Annotated in this window: 13 protein-coding genes; 5 read left to right on the forward strand and 8 right to left on the reverse strand. The window is 72.4% G+C overall.

Annotation, left to right across the window (positions count from 1 at the left end):
- Window positions 1–20 precede the first annotated feature (20 nt).
- From AB0L75_RS02005 to AB0L75_RS02020, 4 genes are all read right to left on the reverse strand, one after another.
- The gene (locus AB0L75_RS02005) at window positions 21–1,487 is read right to left on the reverse strand and encodes an NCS2 family permease (RefSeq protein ID WP_365174006.1); all 1,467 of its coding nucleotides are present in this window, start codon (window positions 1,485–1,487) and stop codon (window positions 21–23) included.
- Between the two features lie 211 nt (window positions 1,488–1,698).
- Window positions 1,699–4,083: a molybdopterin cofactor-binding domain-containing protein gene (locus AB0L75_RS02010; RefSeq protein WP_365174008.1), complete on the reverse strand. Its 2,385-nt coding sequence runs from the start codon at window positions 4,081–4,083 to the stop codon at window positions 1,699–1,701.
- A gap of 2 nt (window positions 4,084–4,085) precedes the next feature.
- The gene (locus tag AB0L75_RS02015; protein ID WP_365174011.1) at window positions 4,086–4,667 is read right to left on the reverse strand and encodes a (2Fe-2S)-binding protein; all 582 of its coding nucleotides are present in this window, start codon (window positions 4,665–4,667) and stop codon (window positions 4,086–4,088) included.
- Entirely contained in the window at window positions 4,667–5,560 is an 894-nt protein-coding gene (locus AB0L75_RS02020) for an FAD binding domain-containing protein (RefSeq protein ID WP_365174014.1), read from the reverse strand. Before AB0L75_RS02020 ends, AB0L75_RS02015 begins: the two co-directional genes overlap by 1 nt.
- A 344-nt stretch (window positions 5,561–5,904) precedes the next feature.
- On the opposite strand from AB0L75_RS02020, the gene AB0L75_RS02025 reads away from it, so the two are divergent.
- On the forward strand, window positions 5,905–7,578 hold the full coding sequence (locus AB0L75_RS02025; RefSeq protein WP_365174016.1) for a PucR family transcriptional regulator ligand-binding domain-containing protein: 1,674 nt from the start codon (window positions 5,905–5,907) through the stop codon (window positions 7,576–7,578).
- Window positions 7,579–7,745: 167 nt separating this feature from the next.
- On the forward strand, window positions 7,746–8,513 hold the full coding sequence (locus AB0L75_RS02030; protein ID WP_365174018.1) for a hypothetical protein: 768 nt from the start codon (window positions 7,746–7,748) through the stop codon (window positions 8,511–8,513).
- 68 nt (window positions 8,514–8,581) lie between these two features.
- Here AB0L75_RS02030 and AB0L75_RS02035 read toward each other — a convergent pair whose 3' ends face one another.
- A complete protein-coding gene (locus AB0L75_RS02035; protein WP_365174021.1) occupies window positions 8,582–9,415 on the reverse strand; it encodes a GntR family transcriptional regulator in 834 nt (277 codons plus the stop codon).
- Between the two features lie 440 nt (window positions 9,416–9,855).
- Between AB0L75_RS02035 and AB0L75_RS02040 the strand changes: the two genes are divergently transcribed.
- Window positions 9,856–10,899 carry a DUF2637 domain-containing protein gene (locus AB0L75_RS02040; RefSeq protein WP_365174024.1) on the forward strand — a complete coding sequence of 348 codons (1,044 nt, stop codon included), beginning with the start codon at window positions 9,856–9,858 and terminating at the stop codon, window positions 10,897–10,899.
- A gap of 86 nt (window positions 10,900–10,985) precedes the next feature.
- Here AB0L75_RS02040 and AB0L75_RS02045 read toward each other — a convergent pair whose 3' ends face one another.
- The 3 genes from AB0L75_RS02045 to AB0L75_RS02055 all read right to left on the reverse strand — a co-directional run bounded on the left by AB0L75_RS02045 (window position 10,986) and on the right by AB0L75_RS02055 (window position 16,096).
- On the reverse strand, window positions 10,986–11,459 hold the full coding sequence (locus tag AB0L75_RS02045; RefSeq protein WP_365174026.1) for an ATP-binding protein: 474 nt from the start codon (window positions 11,457–11,459) through the stop codon (window positions 10,986–10,988).
- Window positions 11,460–11,824: 365 nt separating this feature from the next.
- On the reverse strand, window positions 11,825–13,567 hold the full coding sequence (locus AB0L75_RS02050; RefSeq protein ID WP_365174029.1) for a pyruvate dehydrogenase: 1,743 nt from the start codon (window positions 13,565–13,567) through the stop codon (window positions 11,825–11,827).
- A 75-nt stretch (window positions 13,568–13,642) separates the two neighbouring features.
- Window positions 13,643–16,096, reverse strand: a complete 2,454-nt coding sequence (locus AB0L75_RS02055) for a protein phosphatase 2C domain-containing protein (RefSeq protein WP_365174031.1) — start codon at window positions 16,094–16,096, stop codon at window positions 13,643–13,645.
- A 494-nt stretch (window positions 16,097–16,590) separates the two neighbouring features.
- Here AB0L75_RS02055 and AB0L75_RS02060 point away from each other — a divergent pair, with 494 nt between their 5' ends.
- Together AB0L75_RS02060 and AB0L75_RS02065 are read left to right on the forward strand one after the other, a co-directional pair.
- Complete coding sequence (locus AB0L75_RS02060; RefSeq protein ID WP_365174034.1) at window positions 16,591–17,571, forward strand: helix-turn-helix domain-containing protein; 981 nt, start codon at window positions 16,591–16,593, stop codon at window positions 17,569–17,571.
- A gap of 63 nt (window positions 17,572–17,634) precedes the next feature.
- Window positions 17,635–18,117 (forward strand): DUF456 domain-containing protein, encoded by a 483-nt coding sequence (locus AB0L75_RS02065; protein WP_365174036.1) that lies wholly within the window; start codon window positions 17,635–17,637, stop codon window positions 18,115–18,117.
- Window positions 18,118–18,132: the final 15 nt, after the last annotated feature.

Here is an 18,132-nt window from a genome sequence, read left to right on the forward strand (position 1 = left end):
TGCGTGGAGGGTCCCGGGCGTCAGTGCACGCCCAGGGCGGCCCGGAGCGGATGCAGGGAGAAGTAGACGAGGAAGAGCACCGTCAGACCCCACATGAAGGGGCCGATCTCCCGCCACTTGCCCTGGGCGAGCTTGATGACGACGTACGAGATCACACCGGCGGCGACACCGGGGGTGATCGAGTAGGTGAACGGCATGATCACGACGGTCAGGAAGACCGGGATCGCGACGGAGCGGTCGCCCCAGTCCACGTGGCGGGCGTTCATCATCATCATCGCGCCGATGGTGACGAGGGCGGCCGAGGCCACCTCGCGCGGCACGATCGCCGTGATCGGCGTGAAGAAGAGGCAGAGGGCGAAGAAACCACCGGTGACGACCGAGGCCAGCCCGGTGCGGGCGCCCTCGCCGACGCCGGTCGCGGACTCGACGAACACGGTCTGGCCGGAGCCGCCCACGACACCGCCGATGGCGCCGCCGGCACCGTCGATGAACAGCGCCTTGGACAGGCCCGGCATCCGGCCCTGGGAGTCGGCGAGGTTGGCCTCGGTACCGATGCCGATGATGGTGGCCATCGCGTCGAAGAAGCCGGCGAGCACCAGCGTGAAGACGATGAAGGTGACCGTCATGTAGCCGACGCCGCCCAGGCCGCTGAAGGACACCTTGCCGATCAGCCCGAAGTCCGGCATCGACACGGCGCTGCCGTGCAGCGCGGGGCCGTCGCCGTTGGCCCAGCCCTTGTCGCCGACGAGGCCCGCCGCATTGACGATCACCGCGAGGACGGTGCCGGTCACGATGCCTATCAGGATGGCGCCGGGGACGTTGCGCGACTGGAGGGCGAAGATGAGCAGCAGCGTGACGGCGAAGAGCAGGACGGGCCAGCCGGCGAGTTCGCCCCCGTTGCCCAGGGTGACCGGTGTCGCCGTACCGGCGTGCACGAACCCGGCCTTGACCAGGCCGATGAACGCGATGAACAGACCGATGCCGATCGTGATGCCGTGCTTGAGCGGCAGCGGGATCGCGTTCATGATCATCTCACGGAGGCCCGTGACCACCAGCAGCATGATCACGACGCCGTACGCGACGCACATGCCCAGGCCCTGGGCCCACGTCAGGTCCTTGGTTCCCATGACCAGACCGGCCAGCACACCGGAGACGGAGAGTCCGGCGGCCATGGCGAGCGGCACCTTGCCGAACCAGCCCATGAGGAGAGTGGTGCCCGCCGCGCCGAGCGCGGTGGCCGTGATGAGCGCCTTCTGCCCCAGAGAGTCGCCGGACTTGTCCGCGCCACTGAGGATCACCGGGTTGAGCAGGAGGATGTACGCCATCGCCATGAAGGTGGTGATGCCACCGCGGACCTCGGTCGCGACGGTGGATCCTCTTTCAGAAATGTGGAAATACCGGTCGAGCCACGACCTACCGGCCGGCGGACGCGAACCCGCGCCCGCGTCTTCGGCGGTGTTCGTGGGCTCCACTGACTGCTGGGTCATGGTGCCATCTCCCAAGGTTCACAGGGGCACCCGTGCAACCGCCCTGACGGTCACGGGATTTGGGGAATGGACGACCCGGGGGACGGCCCGAGACGAACAAATTTCCTGGTACTTCGAGGACCGCGAGCGGTGCGGAACTCAAAGAGGGTTCCTCCGGGCGGCGCGGCGGAGTGTGTGACGTTCCCTGCGCCGCCCGGAGAGCTTTTCGGTGTTACGCGGTCCCCGTGAGGTGCTCGGGCCGTACCGGAGTGCGGTTGAGCTCCAGCCCGGTCGCGTTCCGGATCGCCGCGAGGACGGCCGGAGTCGACGACAGGGTCGGGGCCTCGCCGATGCCGCGCAGCCCGTACGGGGCGTGGTCGTCGGCGAGTTCGAGCACATCGACCGGGATGGTCGGCGTGTCGAGAATCGTGGGGATCAGGTAGTCCGTGAAGGAGGGGTTCCTGACCTTGGCGGTCTTCGGGTCGACGATGATCTCCTCCATCACCGCGACGCCCAGGCCCTGGGTCGTACCGCCCTGGATCTGGCCGACGACGGAGAGCGGGTTGAGCGCCTTGCCCACGTCCTGGGCGCAGGCCAGTTCGATGACCTTGACCAGGCCGAGTTCGGTGTCGACCTCGACGACCGCGCGGTGCGCGGCGAAGGAGTACTGGACGTGGCCGTCGCCCTGGCCGGTGACCAGGTCGAAGGCCTCGGTCGGCCGGTGCCGCCACTCCGCCTCGATCTCCACGGTCTCGTCCTCCAGGACGTCGACCAGGTCGCCGAGGACCTCGCCGCCGTCGGTGACGACCTTGCCGCCCTCCAGCAGGAGTTCGGCCGTCGCCCAGGCCGGGTGGTAGGAGCCGAACTTGCGCCGGCCGATCTCCAGGACCTTCTCGCGGACGAGTTCGCAGGTGTGCTTCACGGCGCCGCCGGTGACGTACGTCTGCCGGGAGGCCGAGGTCGAACCCGCCGAGCCGACCTGGGTGTCGGCCGGGTGGATGGTGACCTGGGTGACGCCGAGTTCGGTGCGGGCGATCTGCGCGTGGACGGTGACACCGCCCTGGCCGACCTCCGCCATCGCGGTGTGCACGGTCGCCACCGGCTCGCCGCCGATGACCTCCATGCGGACCTTGGCGGTGGAGTAGTCGTCGAAGCCCTCGGAGAAGCCGACGTTCTTGATGCCGACCGCGTAACCGATTCCGCGGACGACGCCCTCGCCGTGCGTGGTGTTGGACAGACCGCCGGGCAGCTGCCGTACGTCGGAGCCCTCGCTGGACTCCCACTGGCGCTCGGGCGGCAGCGGCATCGCCTTGATCCGGCGCAGCAGTTCGGCGACCGGGGCGGGCGAGTCGACGGGCTGGCCCGTCGGCATGATGGTCCCCTGCTCCATGGCGTTGAGCTGCCGGAACTCCACCGGGTCCATGCCCAGCTGCTTCGCCAGCTTGTCCATCTGCGCCTCGTACGCGAAGCACGCCTGGACCGCGCCGAAGCCACGCATGGCGCCGCAGGGCGGGTTGTTGGTGTAGAGGGCGATGGCCTCGATGTCGACGTCGTCGATGACGTACGGGCCGACCGAGAGGGAGGAGGCGTTTCCCACGACCGCCGGGGAGGCGGAGGCGTAGGCGCCGCCGTCCAGGACGATCTTGCACTTCATGTGCGTGAGCTTGCCGTCCTTGGTGGCGCCGTGCTCGTAGTAGAGCTTCGCCGGGTGCCGGTGGACGTGTCCGAAGAAGGACTCGAACCGGTTGTAGACGATCTTGACGGGCTTGCCGGTGCGCAGGGCGAGCAGGCAGGCGTGGATCTGCATCGACAGGTCCTCGCGGCCGCCGAACGCGCCGCCGACGCCGGCCAGCGTCATCCGCACCTTCTCCTCGGGCAGGCCGAGGACGGGGGCGATCTGCTTGAGGTCCGAGTGCAGCCACTGGGTGGCGACGTAAAGGTGGACGCCGCCGTCCTCCTCCGGCACGGCGAGGCCGGACTCGGGGCCGAGGAAGGCCTGGTCCTGCATGCCGAAGGTGTACTCGCCCTTCACGATCACATCGGCGCGCTTGGCGGCCTCGTCCGCGTTGCCGCGGATGATCGGCTGGCGGTGCACGATGTTCGGGTGCGGGACGTGACCGCAGTGGTGGTCGTCGCGGCCCTCGTGGACGAGGATCGCGTCCGGCGCGGTCGCGGAGGCCTCGTCGGTGATGACGGGCAGTTCCTTGTAGTCGACCTTGATCTTGGCGGCGGCACGGCGGGCCGTCTCCGGGTGGTCGGCGGCGACGAGCGCGACCGGCTCGCCGTGATGGCGCACCTTGCCGTGCGCGAGGACCGGGGTGTCCTGGATCTCCAGGCCGTAGTTCTTCACCGCGGTGGGCAGGTCGTCGTACGTCAGCACGGCGTACACACCCGCCATGGCGAGCGCCTCGGAGATGTCGATCGAGACGATCTCGGCGTGCGCGACGGTGGAGCGCAGGATCTGGCCCCACAGCATGTCCTCGTGCCACATGTCGGACGAGTACGCGAACTCGCCGGTGACCTTGAGGGTGCCGTCCGGGCGGAGCGTGGACTCGCCGATGCCGCCCTTGGTCTGGGAACCCTGCGTGATCTTCGTAGGGGCGCCGTTGGTGGGCATCGTCAGACCTCCTCGGACTGGCGGGCGGCCGCCAGGCGGACCGCGTCCATGATCTTCTCGTAGCCCGTGCAGCGGCACAGGTTGCCCGACAGCGCCTCGCGGATGTCCGCGTCGGACGGGTTCGGGTTGCGCTCCAGCAGTTCGTCCGAGGCGACGAGCAGACCCGGGGTGCAGAAGCCGCACTGGACGGCGCCGGCGTCGATGAACGCCTGCTGGATCGGGGAGAGTTCGGTGCCCTCGCCGGTCTGCGAGTCGGTGCCCTTGGCCTTCCAGCCCTTGGCCGCGTCCAGCGAGGTCCCGCAGGCGCCGGTCGCGCAGCCGCCCTCGGCGCGCTGCTGGGCGAAGTCGGCGAGGCCCTCGACGGTCACGACGTCACGGCCCTCGACCTGGCCGGCCGCGACCAGGCAGGAACACACCGGCACGCCGTCCAGGCGGACCGTGCAGGAGCCGCATTCGCCCTGCTCACAGGCGTTCTTCGAACCGGGCAGGCCGAGGCGCTCGCGCAGGACGTACAGCAGGGACTCGCCCTCCCAGACGTCGTCGGCCTCCTGCGGACGTCCGTTGACGGTGAAGTTGACGCGCATTACGCAGCTCCCTCAGATGCGCGGCGGGCGCCGCGGTACGACTCCCAGGTCCAGGTGAGCGTCCGGCGGGCCATGATGCCGACCGCGTGGCGGCGGTAGCTCGCGGTGCCCCGGACGTCGTCGATCGGGCTGCAGCCGGCCGAGCACAGGTCGGCGAACTGCTTGGCGACCGACGGGGTGATGATTTTCCCGTTGTCCCAGAAACCGCCCTCTTCGAGCGCCGCGTTCAGGAACTCCTCGGCGGCCTTGGCCCGGACCGGGGTCGGGGCGGCCGAGCCGATGCCGGTGCGCACCGTGCGGGTCTCGGGGTGCAGCGCGATACCGAAGGCGCACACGGCGATGACCATGGCGTTGCGGGTGCCGACCTTCGAGTACTGCTGCGGTCCGTCCGCCTTCTTGACATGGACGGCGCGGATCAGCTCGTCGGGCTGGAGCGCGTTGCGCTTGACGCCCGTGTAGAACTCGTCGATCGGGATGAGCCGGGTGCCGCGGGCCGCGGACTCCGCCTCGACCTCGGCGCCGGCGGCGAGGAGGGCGGGGTGGGCGTCACCGGCGGGCGAGGCCGTGCCGAGGTTGCCGCCGACGCCGCCGCGGTTGCGGATCTGCGGGGAGGCGACCGTGTGCGAGGCGAGCGCGAGGCCCGGCAGCTCGGCACGGAGATTCTCCATGATCTTGGTGTACGGGACGGAGGCGCCCAGCCGTACGCTCTCCTCGCCGACCTCCCACTCGCAGAGGTCGCCGATGCGGTTGAGGTCCAGCAGGTACTCGGGCCGGCGGTGGTCGAAGTTGATCTCGACCATCACATCGGTGCCACCCGCAATCGGCACAGCGGTGGGGTGCTCGGCTTTCGCGGCGAGCGCCTCCTCCCAGCTGGCGGGGCGAAGGAAGTCCATGACCGGCTCTCTTCTTCTTCGTCTCGTGGGTCGTACAGATTGAGCCAATCCGTGTGCGGCGGGCCCGGCTCGTTCATGTCCTGTTAACGCGGAGTGGACTCAGTACACCGCCCAGCACTCCGGCGGGGTCAGTCACCGAAACCATGAAGGAGTTGGCTGGCCACGGTGGGCATCTTGTAGATTCGTATGAACGGAGGTCATCGGTAACCTCTCCGTTTTCCTGGGGAAACGCAGGAAACAGTGCGGAGACCCCGGAGAGTGCCCTGTGCGGCCCCGTGCCGGGCCCATCCCGTCACCCTCCATGATCCATCGTAGGTTTCGAGACAAAGAACGGCGGCGACGAGATGCGGCTGCGCGCACTTCTGGACACCGATGTGCTGGGCCTGCGGCTGCTCGGCGGCGAAGAGGAGCTGGACCGGTCGGTGCGGGGAGTCATGACCACCGACCTGCGGGACCCCAGCCGGTATCTCTCCGGGGGCGAGCTGGTGCTGACCGGCCTGGCCTGGCGCCGGGACGCCGACGACTCCGAGCCGTTCGTACGGACCCTGGTGCAGGCCGGGGTGGCGGCGCTGGCGGCCGGTGAGGCGGAGCTGGGCGACGTACCGGAGGACCTGGTTCTCGCCTGCGCCCGGCACCGGCTGCCGCTGTTCGCGGTGCACGAGTCGGTGGCCTTCGCCACGATCACCGAGCATGTCGTACGGCAGGTCTCCAGTGAGCGCGCCGGGGATCTGGCGGCCGTCGTGGACCGGCACCGGCGGATGATGACCTCGGGCCCGGCGGGCGGCGGCCCGGACGTGGTCCTGGACCTGCTCGGCACGGACCTGGACCTGCGCGCCTGGGTGCTCTCGCCCACCGGCCGGCTGATCGCCGGCTCCAAGGTCGGGGGCCCGGAGCTGCCCGCGGAGGCCTGCGCGAAGCTCGCCGCCGAGCACCTGGCGGCCACCCGCACCGGCCGCCGCGGCCCGCACCGGGTCCTGCTGGGCTCCGCGACGTACTCGCTGTTCCCGATCCGCTCCTCCGGCCGCTCCCCGCAGGCCGCCCGCGATGTGCGCGAGACGGTCCTGTCGGACTGGCTGATGGCCGTCGAGGCGGACGCCGGCGACTGGCCCGAGGAGCGCCTGGACCTGCTGCAGGGCGTCACCCAGCTGATCGCGGTCGAGCGGGACCGCCGGGACGCGGCACGCACGGTGCGGCGCCGGCTCGCCCAGGAGGTCCTGGAGCTGGTCCAGACGGGTGCCGCCCCGGCCGAGATCGCGGCCCGCCTGCGGGTGGCCGCCCCGGTGCTGCTGCCCGGGCTCGGCACGGCCCCGCACTGGCAGGTCGTGGTGGCCCGCGTGGAGTGGGACGACAGCGAGGTCGAGGGCGGCCCGGTCGCCCAGTCGCTGCTGGAGGAGGTGCTGGTCGACCCGATGGCGACCGGCCCGGAGCCGTCCGACCGGATCGCGGTCGCGCACACCGGCGACGAGGCGATCGCCCTGGTGCCGCTGCCGGCGGTCTCCTCCGAGCACGACGGCCCGGAGACGGGCCTGCTGGCCGATGCCCTGCTGCGGTCGGTGCGGGAGACGCTCTCGGCGGGCCTGAACGACGACGGGCGGCTCACCCTGGGCGTCAGCGCGGCCGTGCACTCGGCGGAGGGCCTGCGCGGCGCCCTGGAGGAGGCCCGGCATGCCCGCCGGGTCGCCGCCGCCCGCCCCGGCCGGGTCTGCGCGGCCGGCCACCAGGAACTGGCCAGCCACGTCCTGCTGCTGCCCTTCGTCCCCGACGACGTCCGCCGCGCCTTCACCGCGCGTCTGCTGGACCCGCTGAAGGACTACGACCGCCGGCACCGGGCCGAGCTGATCCCGACCCTGGAGGCGTTCCTGGACTGCGACGGCTCCTGGACCCGCTGCGCCACCCGGCTCCACCTGCACGTCAACACGCTGCGCTACCGGGTGGGCCGGATCGAGCAGTTGACGGGACGTGACCTCTCCCGCCTGGAGGACAAGCTCGACTTCTTCCTCGCCCTGCGGATGAGCTGAGGTCAGCAGGGGCGCGCACCGGCCAAACCCGGTCGCGCCCCTACCCCACCACTTTGTGAAATCTTTCACCCACCCTCTTGGCCCGGCCCTGCGATTGATGCTGGAATGCCGCCACCACTCAACAGCTCGATGGCGTGCTCGGGGAGGGCAACGTGGCGCATACCGCCATGTCTGGTAACGGAACGACCCCCGGTGACGATCCGCTCCAGACCGCGGTATGGCGGCTGCGCTCGCGGGCCTGCTGGGCGGACGCGGCGGCCCTGCTGCCGCCCGACACCCCCGCCACGGCCCTGCAGCGGGCCGCACTGCTCGTCGAACGGTGCCTGTACACCGAGCGGGGCTGGGAGGAGGCGGAGGACGCCCTGCGGACGGCGGAGGCGCTCGCGCACAGCGACGAGGAGCGGGGGGCCGCCGCCTGCGAACGCGGTCAACTCGCCTACACGGCCACGCTGCACGGGGTGCGGGACCGCGTGGACGAGGCGCGGGCCGCGCTGGGCCGGGCGGCGGCGCTGATCCCGCCGGGGGCGCCCGGCCGGGCCCTGCTGGACTTCCGCCGGGGCCTGATCGCCGAGAACCTGACCCGTTCACCGCAGGCGGCGCGGGCGGCCTACCGCCGGGCCCATGCGGGGGCCACGGCGCACGCCGACCCGCTCCTGCTCTCCTTCACCTGGCGCCATCTGGCCGGACTCGCCCTGCGGGACGGCGAGTTGGCGGAGGCGCGCCAGGGCTTCGCCGAATCCCTGCGGATCCGGGAGGAGTTGGGCTATCTGGTGGGTACGGCGCCCGCGCTCGCCTCGCTGGCCGACGCGGAGTCCGAGCCGGAGGCGTCCCGCCTCCGCGAGGAGGCCCGACGGTTGTTCCGGTTGCTCGGCGGTGTTCCTACGTGGCTGGCGCGGCAGCTGACTCCACCGGCTCCGGGGGTGGCGACGGCTTAGGAGCGGGTGGGTGCGGGTCCTTGCCGGGTGCGGGTGAGCGGGGGCTGTTCGCGCAGTTCCCCGCGCCCCTAGGGGGTTGCGGTCGCCGCACCCGCATGCGCGCCGTAGCTGCCGGCGAAGTGCCCCGTCACCAGCCCCCGCACCGCATCCACGTCCCCCGCGATCAGCGCGTCCAGCAGGGTCATGTGTTCCGCGGCGTCCGCGACCAGGTAGGCGCGGCCCTGCCGCACCGGCGGCCACTGGGAGCGCCGGTGCAGGTCGGTCGCGACGCCGACCAGCTGCTCGTTGCCCGACAGGGCGAGCAGGGCGCGGTGGAAGGCCCGGTCGGACTCCGCGTACGTCGCCGGGCAGCCGTCGGCCGCGGCGCGTACCGTGTCCTGAGCGAGCGGACGCAGTTCGGCCCACCGCTCGCCCGGCACCGTACGGGCGAGCCGCAGCATCACCGGCACCTCGATGAGCGCCCGCACCTCCGCCAGCTCGGCCAGCTCCCGCGCCCCCCGCTCGACCACCCGGAAGCCCCGGTTGGGCACGACCTCGACCGCGCCCTCCTGGGCGAGCTGCTGCATGGCCTCCCGCACGGGCGTGGCCGAGACGCCGAACCGTTCGCCGAGCACCGGCGCCGAGTAGACCTCGCCCGGCCGCAGCTCCCCGGTCGCCAGCGCCGTACGCAGCGCGTCCAGGATCTGCCCGCGCACCGAGCAGCGCTGCACCGCCGGCCGCGGCCCTGGAATCGGCCGCTCACCGTGCGTATGCTCGCCGCGCGCGGCGGGTACGGCGGTGTCCCGCTCGCGGACGCCGTCGAGGGCGCCCGGCACGCGCGCCTGCGCGGGCACCCGGGGGCCGCCGGACGTGCGGCGCCCCGGTGTCCCCGCCTCGGCGGAGCCCTGCGTGCTCTGCTTCACGGGTCCTCCTGGCGGCTTGTCGGCACTTGGGTCATTAACGGTGGGTTGTCACCTGTACGTCAAGCACCTTAGGCGTCCGGGGCGACAGGTCAAACTCCCTGAAGTAGCAGTAAGGTTAGCCTTGCCTTATTAATAGATCGTGCTCAAGGTCCGGAGCACGCCTTCAAGGCCACTAAGATCGTCGCGACCGGGCCGCCCGCCCCCGGACAGGGAGTTCACAACTTCCCCACCCGTCTCGGGAACTTTCCGGGGAACCCTCCGTACGGGTAGTCTTATTCGAACTCAACTCCCGCCCCTCAAGCGGCAGTTCGAGCAGAACGCCGCCCTGGGCATCCCCTTGCACTTCATTGGCGGCCTCTTGCCCCGAAACCCCCTGAGGGTCCTCGGGAGTGGGCCACTATGGCGGGCGTTACGCCCTATCCCAATGCAAGGGACCCCTGATGAGACTGACCGACATATCGCTGAACTGGCTGCTTCCCGGCGCCGTACTGCTCCTGGGCATGCTGGCGGCGGTGGCGGTGCTCGCGCGCGGCAAGCGCTCCTCCGGGGAGAACGCGAGCACGGACGACTCCTGGGAGCGCAGCGAGGAGCGCCGCAGACGCAAGGAGGCCATCTACGGCACGGCCTCCTACGTGCTCCTGTTCTGCTGTGCGGCGGTTGCCGCCGCCCTGTCCTTCCACGGCCTCGTCGGTTTCGGCGAACAGAATCTGGGGCTGGCCGACGGCTGGCAGTACCTGGTGCCGTTCGGCCTGGACGGAGCGGCGATGTTCTGCTCCGTCCTCGCGGTGCGCGAGGCCAGCCACGGTGACGCCGCACTCGGTTCCCGGATCCTCGTCTGGATGTTCGCCGCGGCGGCGGCCTGGTTCAACTGGGTGCACGCGCCCCGCGGCACCGGCCACGCGGGCGCCCCGCAGTTCTTCTCGGGTATGTCACTGTCCGCGGCCGTCCTGTTCGACCGGGCGCTGAAGCAGACCCGCCGGGCCGCGCTGCGCGAGCAGGGCCTGGTGCCGCGCCCGCTGCCGCAGATCCGCATCGTGCGCTGGCTGCGCGCCCCTCGCGAGACCTACAGGGCCTGGTCGCTGATGCTCCTCGAAGGGGTGCGCAGCCTGGACGAGGCGGTCGAGGAGGTCCGCGACGACAAGCGGCACAAGGAGGAGACGCGGCAGCGCCGGCGCGAGCAGCACCGCCTGGAGCGGGCCCAGCTGAAGGCCATCAGCCGGGGCCACCGCGGCTTCGTCGGGCGCGGCGGCCGGCAGGTCGAGGTACAGGCGGTGGAGCGTGCCCCCGCCGAGATGACCGCGGAGCCTGCCATATCCAGCGCGGAGCAACTGCCCGTACGCGCCCGTCCCTCCCTGCAGCCGGTCCGCAGCGGATCCGCTGAGCAGGTGACCGTCGACCTCACCGCCGAGGACGACACCATGGCCCTGCCGCGCCTGGACTCGCTGGAGCGCAAGCTGAAGGACCTGGAGCAACAGTTCGGCTAGAACCGACCGGGACCCTGACATGGCGACGGGCCGGGGGCGTGACCGCGCGGGTCACACCCCGGCCCGTGGTGTACCCGCCCGCGGCCTCACGCGGCCTCGGCACCCAGTTCGAACCACACCGACTTGCCGACCCCGTGCGGCCGTACGCCCCAGGCGTCCGCGAGGGACTGCACCAGCACCAGGCCCCGCCCATGGGTGTCGTCGTCCGTGTCCGGGCCTCTCAGGTCCGGTCTCCGGGCCACGAAGTCCCTTACCTCCACGCGCAGTCCGCCAGGCTCCACGACGGCCGTGAGGACCGCGTCGTCGTCGGTGTGGACGAGCGCGTTGGTGACCAGTTCGCTGGTGAGCAGTTCGGCGATCTCCGAGCGGCCGGGCTTGCCCCAGTGCCGCAGCAGTTCGCGCAACTCCCGGCGGGCCTCGGGCACCGCCCTGAGATCCGCCCGCCCCAGCCTGCGCCGGAGCCGGTGCGCGTGTTCCGTGATGGTGCCGGCCTCTTCCCCCGTCGTCGCCGAGGAGTCCCCGACGACCGCGGGACCGCCCCCTCGTGCCTGACTTTTCATGACCCCCGCCCGCACGCCGCTGGACCCTGCCCCTCCTGGTCGAACACGTTCACGGGGGATGCTTGCCCAGCGCGCACACAGCCAGTCATGACGTATGCCCGATGACCGGCGGTTCGGCCACGGCGGTACGCCGTCCGGGCCGCCCACCGGGCCCCGCCGCACCGGGATCTCCGGCTCCCCGCAGGGCGCTGGGCGCCACGGACGTCCCGGAACGGCAAGGCAGATGCGCGCGGCATCGGCCGTCGGCACACCGTCACGCGCCGTGAAAGTGGCCGAAATCCATCCCCTTACGGCCCGGTGCACGGTCCCCGCGAGGGGCGGGGCCAGCGCCCGTCCAGCGAATCGGGTCGCGGGAAACCGACTCGCTAAGGCCGCGGCACGTTGCGCAGGTTTGAGCGGGCCATCTGGAGCATGCGGCCGACGCCGCCGTCCAGCACGATCTTCGAGGCGGACAGCGCGAATCCGGTGACCATCTCGGCGCTGATCTTCGGTGGGATGGACAGCGCGTTGGGGTCGGTGACGATGTCCACCAGCGCCGGTCCCTGGTGCCTGAAGGCGTCCTTCAGTGCCCCGGCGAGCTGCTTGGGCTTCTCCACCCGCACCCCGTGGGCACCGCAGGCGCGGGCGACGGCGGCGAAGTCGGGGTTGACGTTGGCGGTGCCGTACGAGGGGAGTCCGGCGACCAGCATCTCCAACTCGACCATGCCGAGGGAGGAGTTGTTGAACAGGACGACCTTGACGGGGAGGTCGTACTGCACGAGCGTCAGGAAGTCGCCCATCAGCATCGAGAAGCCGCCGTCGCCGCACATCGACACCACCTGGCGGTGCCAGTCGGTGAACTGGGCACCGATCGCCATGGGCAGCGCGTTCGCCATCGAGCCGTGCGAGAACGAACCGATGATCCTGCGGCGGCCGTTGGGCGAGATGTAGCGCGCGGCCCACACATTGCACATCCCGGTGTCGACCGTGAACACGGCGTCGTCGTCGGCGAGTTCGTCGAGGACGGCGGCCACGTACTCGGGGTGGATCGGGACGTGCTTGTCGACCTTGCGGGTGTACGCCTTGACCACGCCCTCCAACGCGTCGGCGTGCTTCTTCAGCATCCGGTCCAGGAAACGCCGGTCCGTCTTCTCCCGCACCCGCGGGATCAGACAGCGCAGCGTCTCGCGCACATCGCCCCACACGGCGAGGTCGAGCCGCGAGCGGCGGCCGAGCACCTCGGGCCGCACATCGATCTGGGCGATCCGCACATCGTCGGGCAGGAAGGCGTTGTACGGGAAATCGGTTCCGAGCAGGATCAGCAGGTCGCACTCGTGGGTGGCCTCGTAGGCGGCGCCGTAGCCGAGCAGTCCGCTCATGCCGACGTCGTACGGGTTGTCGTACTGGATCCACTCCTTGCCGCGCAGCGCATGCCCCACCGGCGACTTGGCCTTCTCCGCGAACTCCATGACCTCCTCGTGCGCGCCCGCCGTGCCGCTGCCGCAGAAAAGGGTTACCCTGCGCGCCTCGTCGATCATCTCCACGAGCGCGTCGACCTCGGCGTCGCCGGGACGGACGGTCGGCCGGGAGGTGACGAGGGCGCTCTGCGCGGACTTCTCCGGGGCCGGTTCGGAGGCGATGTCACCGGGCAGCGCGACCACGCTGACCCCGCGCTGCCCGACCGCGTGTTGGATGGCGGTCTGCAGCAGCCGGGGCATCTGCTTCGGGTGGGAGATCAGCTCGCTGTAGTGGCTGCACTCCTGGAAGAGCCGGTCGGGATGGGTCTCCTGGAAGTAGCCGAGGCCGATCTCGCTGGACGGGATGTGCGAGGCGAGCGCGAGCACCGGGGCCATGGAGCGGTGGGCGTCGTACAGGCCGTTGATCAGGTGCAGATTGCCCGGGCCGCAGGAGCCGGCGCACGCGGTCAGCTTCCCGGTGATCTGCGCCTCGGCACCGGCCGCGAAGGCGGCGGTCTCCTCGTGGCGCACATGGATCCAGTCGATGGCGGAGTTGCGGCGCACGGCGTCCACCACCGGGTTGAGGCTGTCGCCGACCACGCCGTAGAGGCGGCGTACGCCGGCGCGGACGAGGATGTCGACGAACTGTTCGGCAACGTTCTGTTTGGCCATGTTCTCTTGTCTGCCCCTTCGATGGTCCCGACTGCCTCCGTGGTCCTCGGTTCCATCAATCCACAGGGGAAGCGGTTACGCCTCCCACACGGCCGCCGCCGTACGGTCGTCGGCGTAGCCCTTCACCCGCACCTGGGCGTCGGCGAGGAACGCGGCGAGGCCGGGCGCGGTACGGCCGGACCAGCGGCGGGCCAGGTAGGCGCAGAGGGCGGCCTCGCCGCGCAGCGGATCGGCCAGGCCCGCGCTGCACATCACCAGGGCGTCACCCGGCCGGGCGTCCGAGGCACGGAACCGGAACGGCTCGCGGGGCGGTTCCAGGGCCGGCTCGAAGGGGCTCGGCGGGGTCGGGATGCCGAGGTCCATGGTGAGCCGGTCGCCCTCGGCTGTTTCGGCGAACGTCTTCGCGGGTGGGGAGCCGAAACCGAGGGCGGACGCGCCGCCGGTGTCGTCCGGCGTGACGCGCGGCTCGATGTCCTGCCACGAGCCGTCCCGCAACCGGAACAGGCCGCCGTCGCCGACGCCGAAGAACACGCGCGTACGGCAGTCGGGGTCGGCGGGCAGCAGCAGACAGCGCAGGCTCGCCGTGTACTCCTCCGGGTCGACGCCCTGTTCGGCGGCGCTCGCCCGGAGCCTGCCGAGGCTGCGGTCGGTCAGTCGCTGCAGCCCCGACTTCAGATCGCCGCGCCGGGCCGCCCGGATGTCCTCCACGAGCCGGTGATGGCTGCGGCCCACGGCCCGCCCGATCCACCGGCACGCCTCGGCCGCCGCCAGATGCGCGCCCGGCACGCCCCGCACCCCGGTCGCCATCGCGACGAGCAGCAGTGCCTGCTCCCCCGTCCCGAACCGGGCGGTGAGCAGGGCGTCCCGGCGCGGCTCGCCCCGGTACCGGCCCGAGTCCCCGCGCAGCGACACCGCCCGCAGCGTGCACGCCCCGTACCGGGCACCGTCCAGCACGGTGTCCGCGACCAACTCCCCCAGCCCATCCGGATCGGCACCGGGCAACGCGGTCGGTTCGGGGTCGTAGGTGGGCGGCCCGGAACCGACGAAGTCAACGGCGGAAGGAGGCGAGGACGGAGCCACGAACCGCCCCGATCCGGAGGGTTGGGCGGGGGCGGGCTCGACGGGGCCGGGGATGCCGGGGATGCCGGGGGTGCCGGGGGTGCAGGTGGGCGTGGGGACGATTGGGGGGGCGGGCGGGGGAAGGGGCGCGGATTGGGGCGCGGGCGCGGCTGCGATGGGCTCGGCCGAGCAGGGGGTGGTGGCGGCTGGGGGTACGGGCGGGGTTGGGGTGGGCTCCGCGGGGCCGGACGTGGCGACGGTCGAGGGAGCAGGCGCGGATGGGGCGGGCTGGGCCGGGGTGGGGGTGGTGACGGCTGGGGGTGCAGGAGGGGGAAGGGGCGCGGGCGGGGTTGGGATGGGCTCGGTCGAGCCGGGGGCGGTGACGGCTGGGGATGCGGGCGGGGGAAGGGGCGCGAATGGGGGCGCGGGCGAGGCTGGAGTGGACTCGGTGGGGCAGGCGATGGTGGCGGCTGGAGGTGCAGGCGGGGGAAGGGGCGCGGATGGAGGCGCGGGCGCGGCTGCGATGGGCTCGGTGGGGTCGGGGGTGGTGGCGGCTGGAAGGTCTTGCGGGCGCGGGGCGGAGGTCGGCGCGTTGTGTGGTTCGGCGGGTGAGCCGGGGACCGGCAGATCCCACGGCTGGCGGGGCAGGACCGGCGAGGACGCGTCCCGTGGGTCGGGCGGCGCGGCGGGCGTCGGCAGGCCTTGTGCGGGGCGCTCGGCCGGGGGCTCGGCGGCCGTCGGCGGCATGGGCGCCGGGCGTTCGGCGGGGGGCGCGGGCTGCTGCTGCCCGGTCGGCCGGGGTGGCTCGGGCGGGGCCGGGGGCGGTTCCCAGGGGGTCCGCGGGCGGGGCGGTGTGTCGGTCGACGCGGCGCGGGTGGGAGCGGGAGGCGGTGGGGCGGACGGGGTGTCGGTCGTGCGCTGTGGCGGTACCGCGGGCCGGTCCGAAACCGTTGTCCACGGGTCACTGTCCCCGCGTCGCGTCGCGCTGGCGTCCGTGCCCGCGCCAGCGCCTCGGCCGGTGCCGATGCCCCGGCCCGCACCCGCGTCACCGCCCCCGCCGACACCTCCGCCCGTGCCCAGGTCTCGGCCCGGGTCGGCACCTCGGCCCGCAACCCCGTCGCCGCCTGTCCCGACGCCAAGGCCCGTACCGGCGCCTCCGCCGCCACCCGCGCCAATGCCTCCGCCCGTGCCCAGGTCTCGGCCCGGGGCGGCACCTCGCTCCGCAACTCCGTCGCCGCCTGTCCCGACGCCGAGGCCCGTACCGGCGCCTCCGCCGCCACCCGCGTCACCGCCCGCGCGCTTGCCCGGTGGTCGGATCGGCAGGTCCGTCACTGTGAACTTCGCGGAGGCGAACCGGTCGTCCAGGGTGTCGGGCGCGGCCGTGGGGCCCGTGTCCTCGGTGGAGTCGTCGTACAGCTGTCCCCACCAGTCGTCCTCGGGACGGGCGGGCCTTCCCCCCTGCTGGCTCATGCCCCTAATTGTCCACCGCACGGGCCGTGTGGAAACGGGGCATCGGGAAAATCCGGCGTACCCGGTTACTTCGAACCGCGTGCGTGTGACGGAGTGAACGGCCGTGCGAAAGCCGGTAGATGGCCGCCGGGCAGCCCCACCCCCCACGGGAGGACCGCCCGGCGACGTCAGAAGTGACCCGGCCCCGGATCCCCTTCGCGTGGCTCGCACACGTCCGGGCCCGGGCCACCGTCCGGGCGACCGGGCCTCTGTCAGGCACCGGTCGGATGGCCGGATTATGGCTTGGTTTCCTGGGACGCAGCTGTGAATCGAGCGCACATCACGCGTCCCGCGGTGCTGCCACCTTGGCAGACCCCCCTCCGCTACGGCGATGATGTCCCGCGGCGGGTTTGCGCCGTGGCCGGTTTCCGCCAGGGCGTACCCGTCGTGGCGGCTTGTCGGTGGCGTGTTCTCGGGCCTGGTCCCAGGTCCGTTCCAGGGAGGGGCTTAGGCCGATGCTGGCAGCGATAGGGCTGGACGAGACGCACGAGGCGGCCTACCGGGCGCTGGTGTCCGTGGGCGCGGCCGACGTGTCCGATCTGGCGCGGCGCCTGGCACTGGCCGAGCCGGACGCCGAGCGGGCGCTGCGCCGGCTGGAGGGGCACGGGCTCGCCGCCCAGTCACCGGCCCGGCCGGGCCGCTGGGTGGCGGCGCCGCCCGGGGTGGCGCTGGGCGCGCTGCTCACGCAGCAGCGGCACGAGCTGGAGCAGGCGGAGCTGGCGGCGGCGCTGCTCGCGGAGGAGTACCGGGCGGCGGCGGCCGAGCCGGCCGTACACGACCTGGTGGAGGTGGTGACCGGTCCCGCGGCGGTCGCCCAGCGTTTTCTGCAGCTGCAGCTGGGGGCGGCCGAGGAGGTGTGCGCGCTGGTGACCGGCAATCCGGTGGTCGTGTCCGGCCTGGAGAACGAGGCGGAGGAACAGGCGGCCGGGCGCGGGGTGCGCTACCGGGTGGTGGTGGAGCGCGCGGTGCTGGATCTGCCGCACGGGCTGACCGAGCTGACGGCGGCGCTCGGCCGGAACGAGCAGGTGCGGGCGGTGGACCGGGTGCCGACGAAGCTGGTGATCGCCGACCGTTCGCTCGCGATGGTGCCGCTGACCTCGAGGACGGCGGAGCCGGCCGCGCTGGTGGTGCACGCCAGCGGGCTGCTGGAGCTGCTGGCCGGGCTGTTCGAGTCGGTGTGGCGGGAGGCGCTGCCGCTGCGGGTGGACGCGGCGGGGGTGGCCGAGGAGCGGCCGGACGGCCCGGACGCCACCGATCTGGAGGTGCTGTCGCTGCTGCTGGCCGGGCTGACCGACGCGAGCGTGGCCAAGCAGCTCGACCTGGGCCTGCGGACCGTGCAGCGCCGCGTGCGGCGGCTGATGGAGCTGGCCGGTGTGACGACCCGGCTGCAGCTGGGCTGGTACGCGTACGAGCGGGGCTGGGTCACCCGCTCGTAGCCGCCCGCTGCCCTGGTCCGGCACGGGTCTGCCGTTTCCTGGGTTCTCCGGCACTCTGGGCAGATGGGAGTGTCGGAACTCCTGCTGGTCGGCGTGGTGATCGGGCTCGGCCTGTGCGGAGTGCTGGTGCCCGGGGTGCCGGGGTCGTGGCTGGTGTGGGCCGCGGTGCTGTGGTGGGCGCTGACGGATCCGCGGCCGGTGGCCTGGGCCGTGCTGGTGGGCGCCACCGCGGTACTGCTGCTGTCGCTGGCGGTGCGTGCCGCGCTGCCGCCGCGCCGGCTGCGGCAGAGCGGCGCCACGCCGGAGATGGGGGTGTACGCGGGCGCGGGGGCGTTCCTCGGTTTCGTGCTGCTGCCGGTGCTCGGCGCGCTGCCGGGGTTCATGGCCGGGATCTATCTGCACGAGCGGCTGCGCCTGGGCCGGCACGGCGAGGCGATGGCCGCCCTGCGCACGGCGATGCGCTCGGGCGGCTCCAGTGTGCTGGCGGAACTGTTCGCCTGTCTGCTGATCGCGGGGGCCTGGCTGGGGGCGGTCCTGTGGGGCTGAGCCGTCGCCGGGACC

The organism is Streptomyces sp. NPDC052101 (assembly GCF_040680235.1).
Lineage (GTDB): Bacteria > Actinomycetota > Actinomycetes > Streptomycetales > Streptomycetaceae > Streptomyces.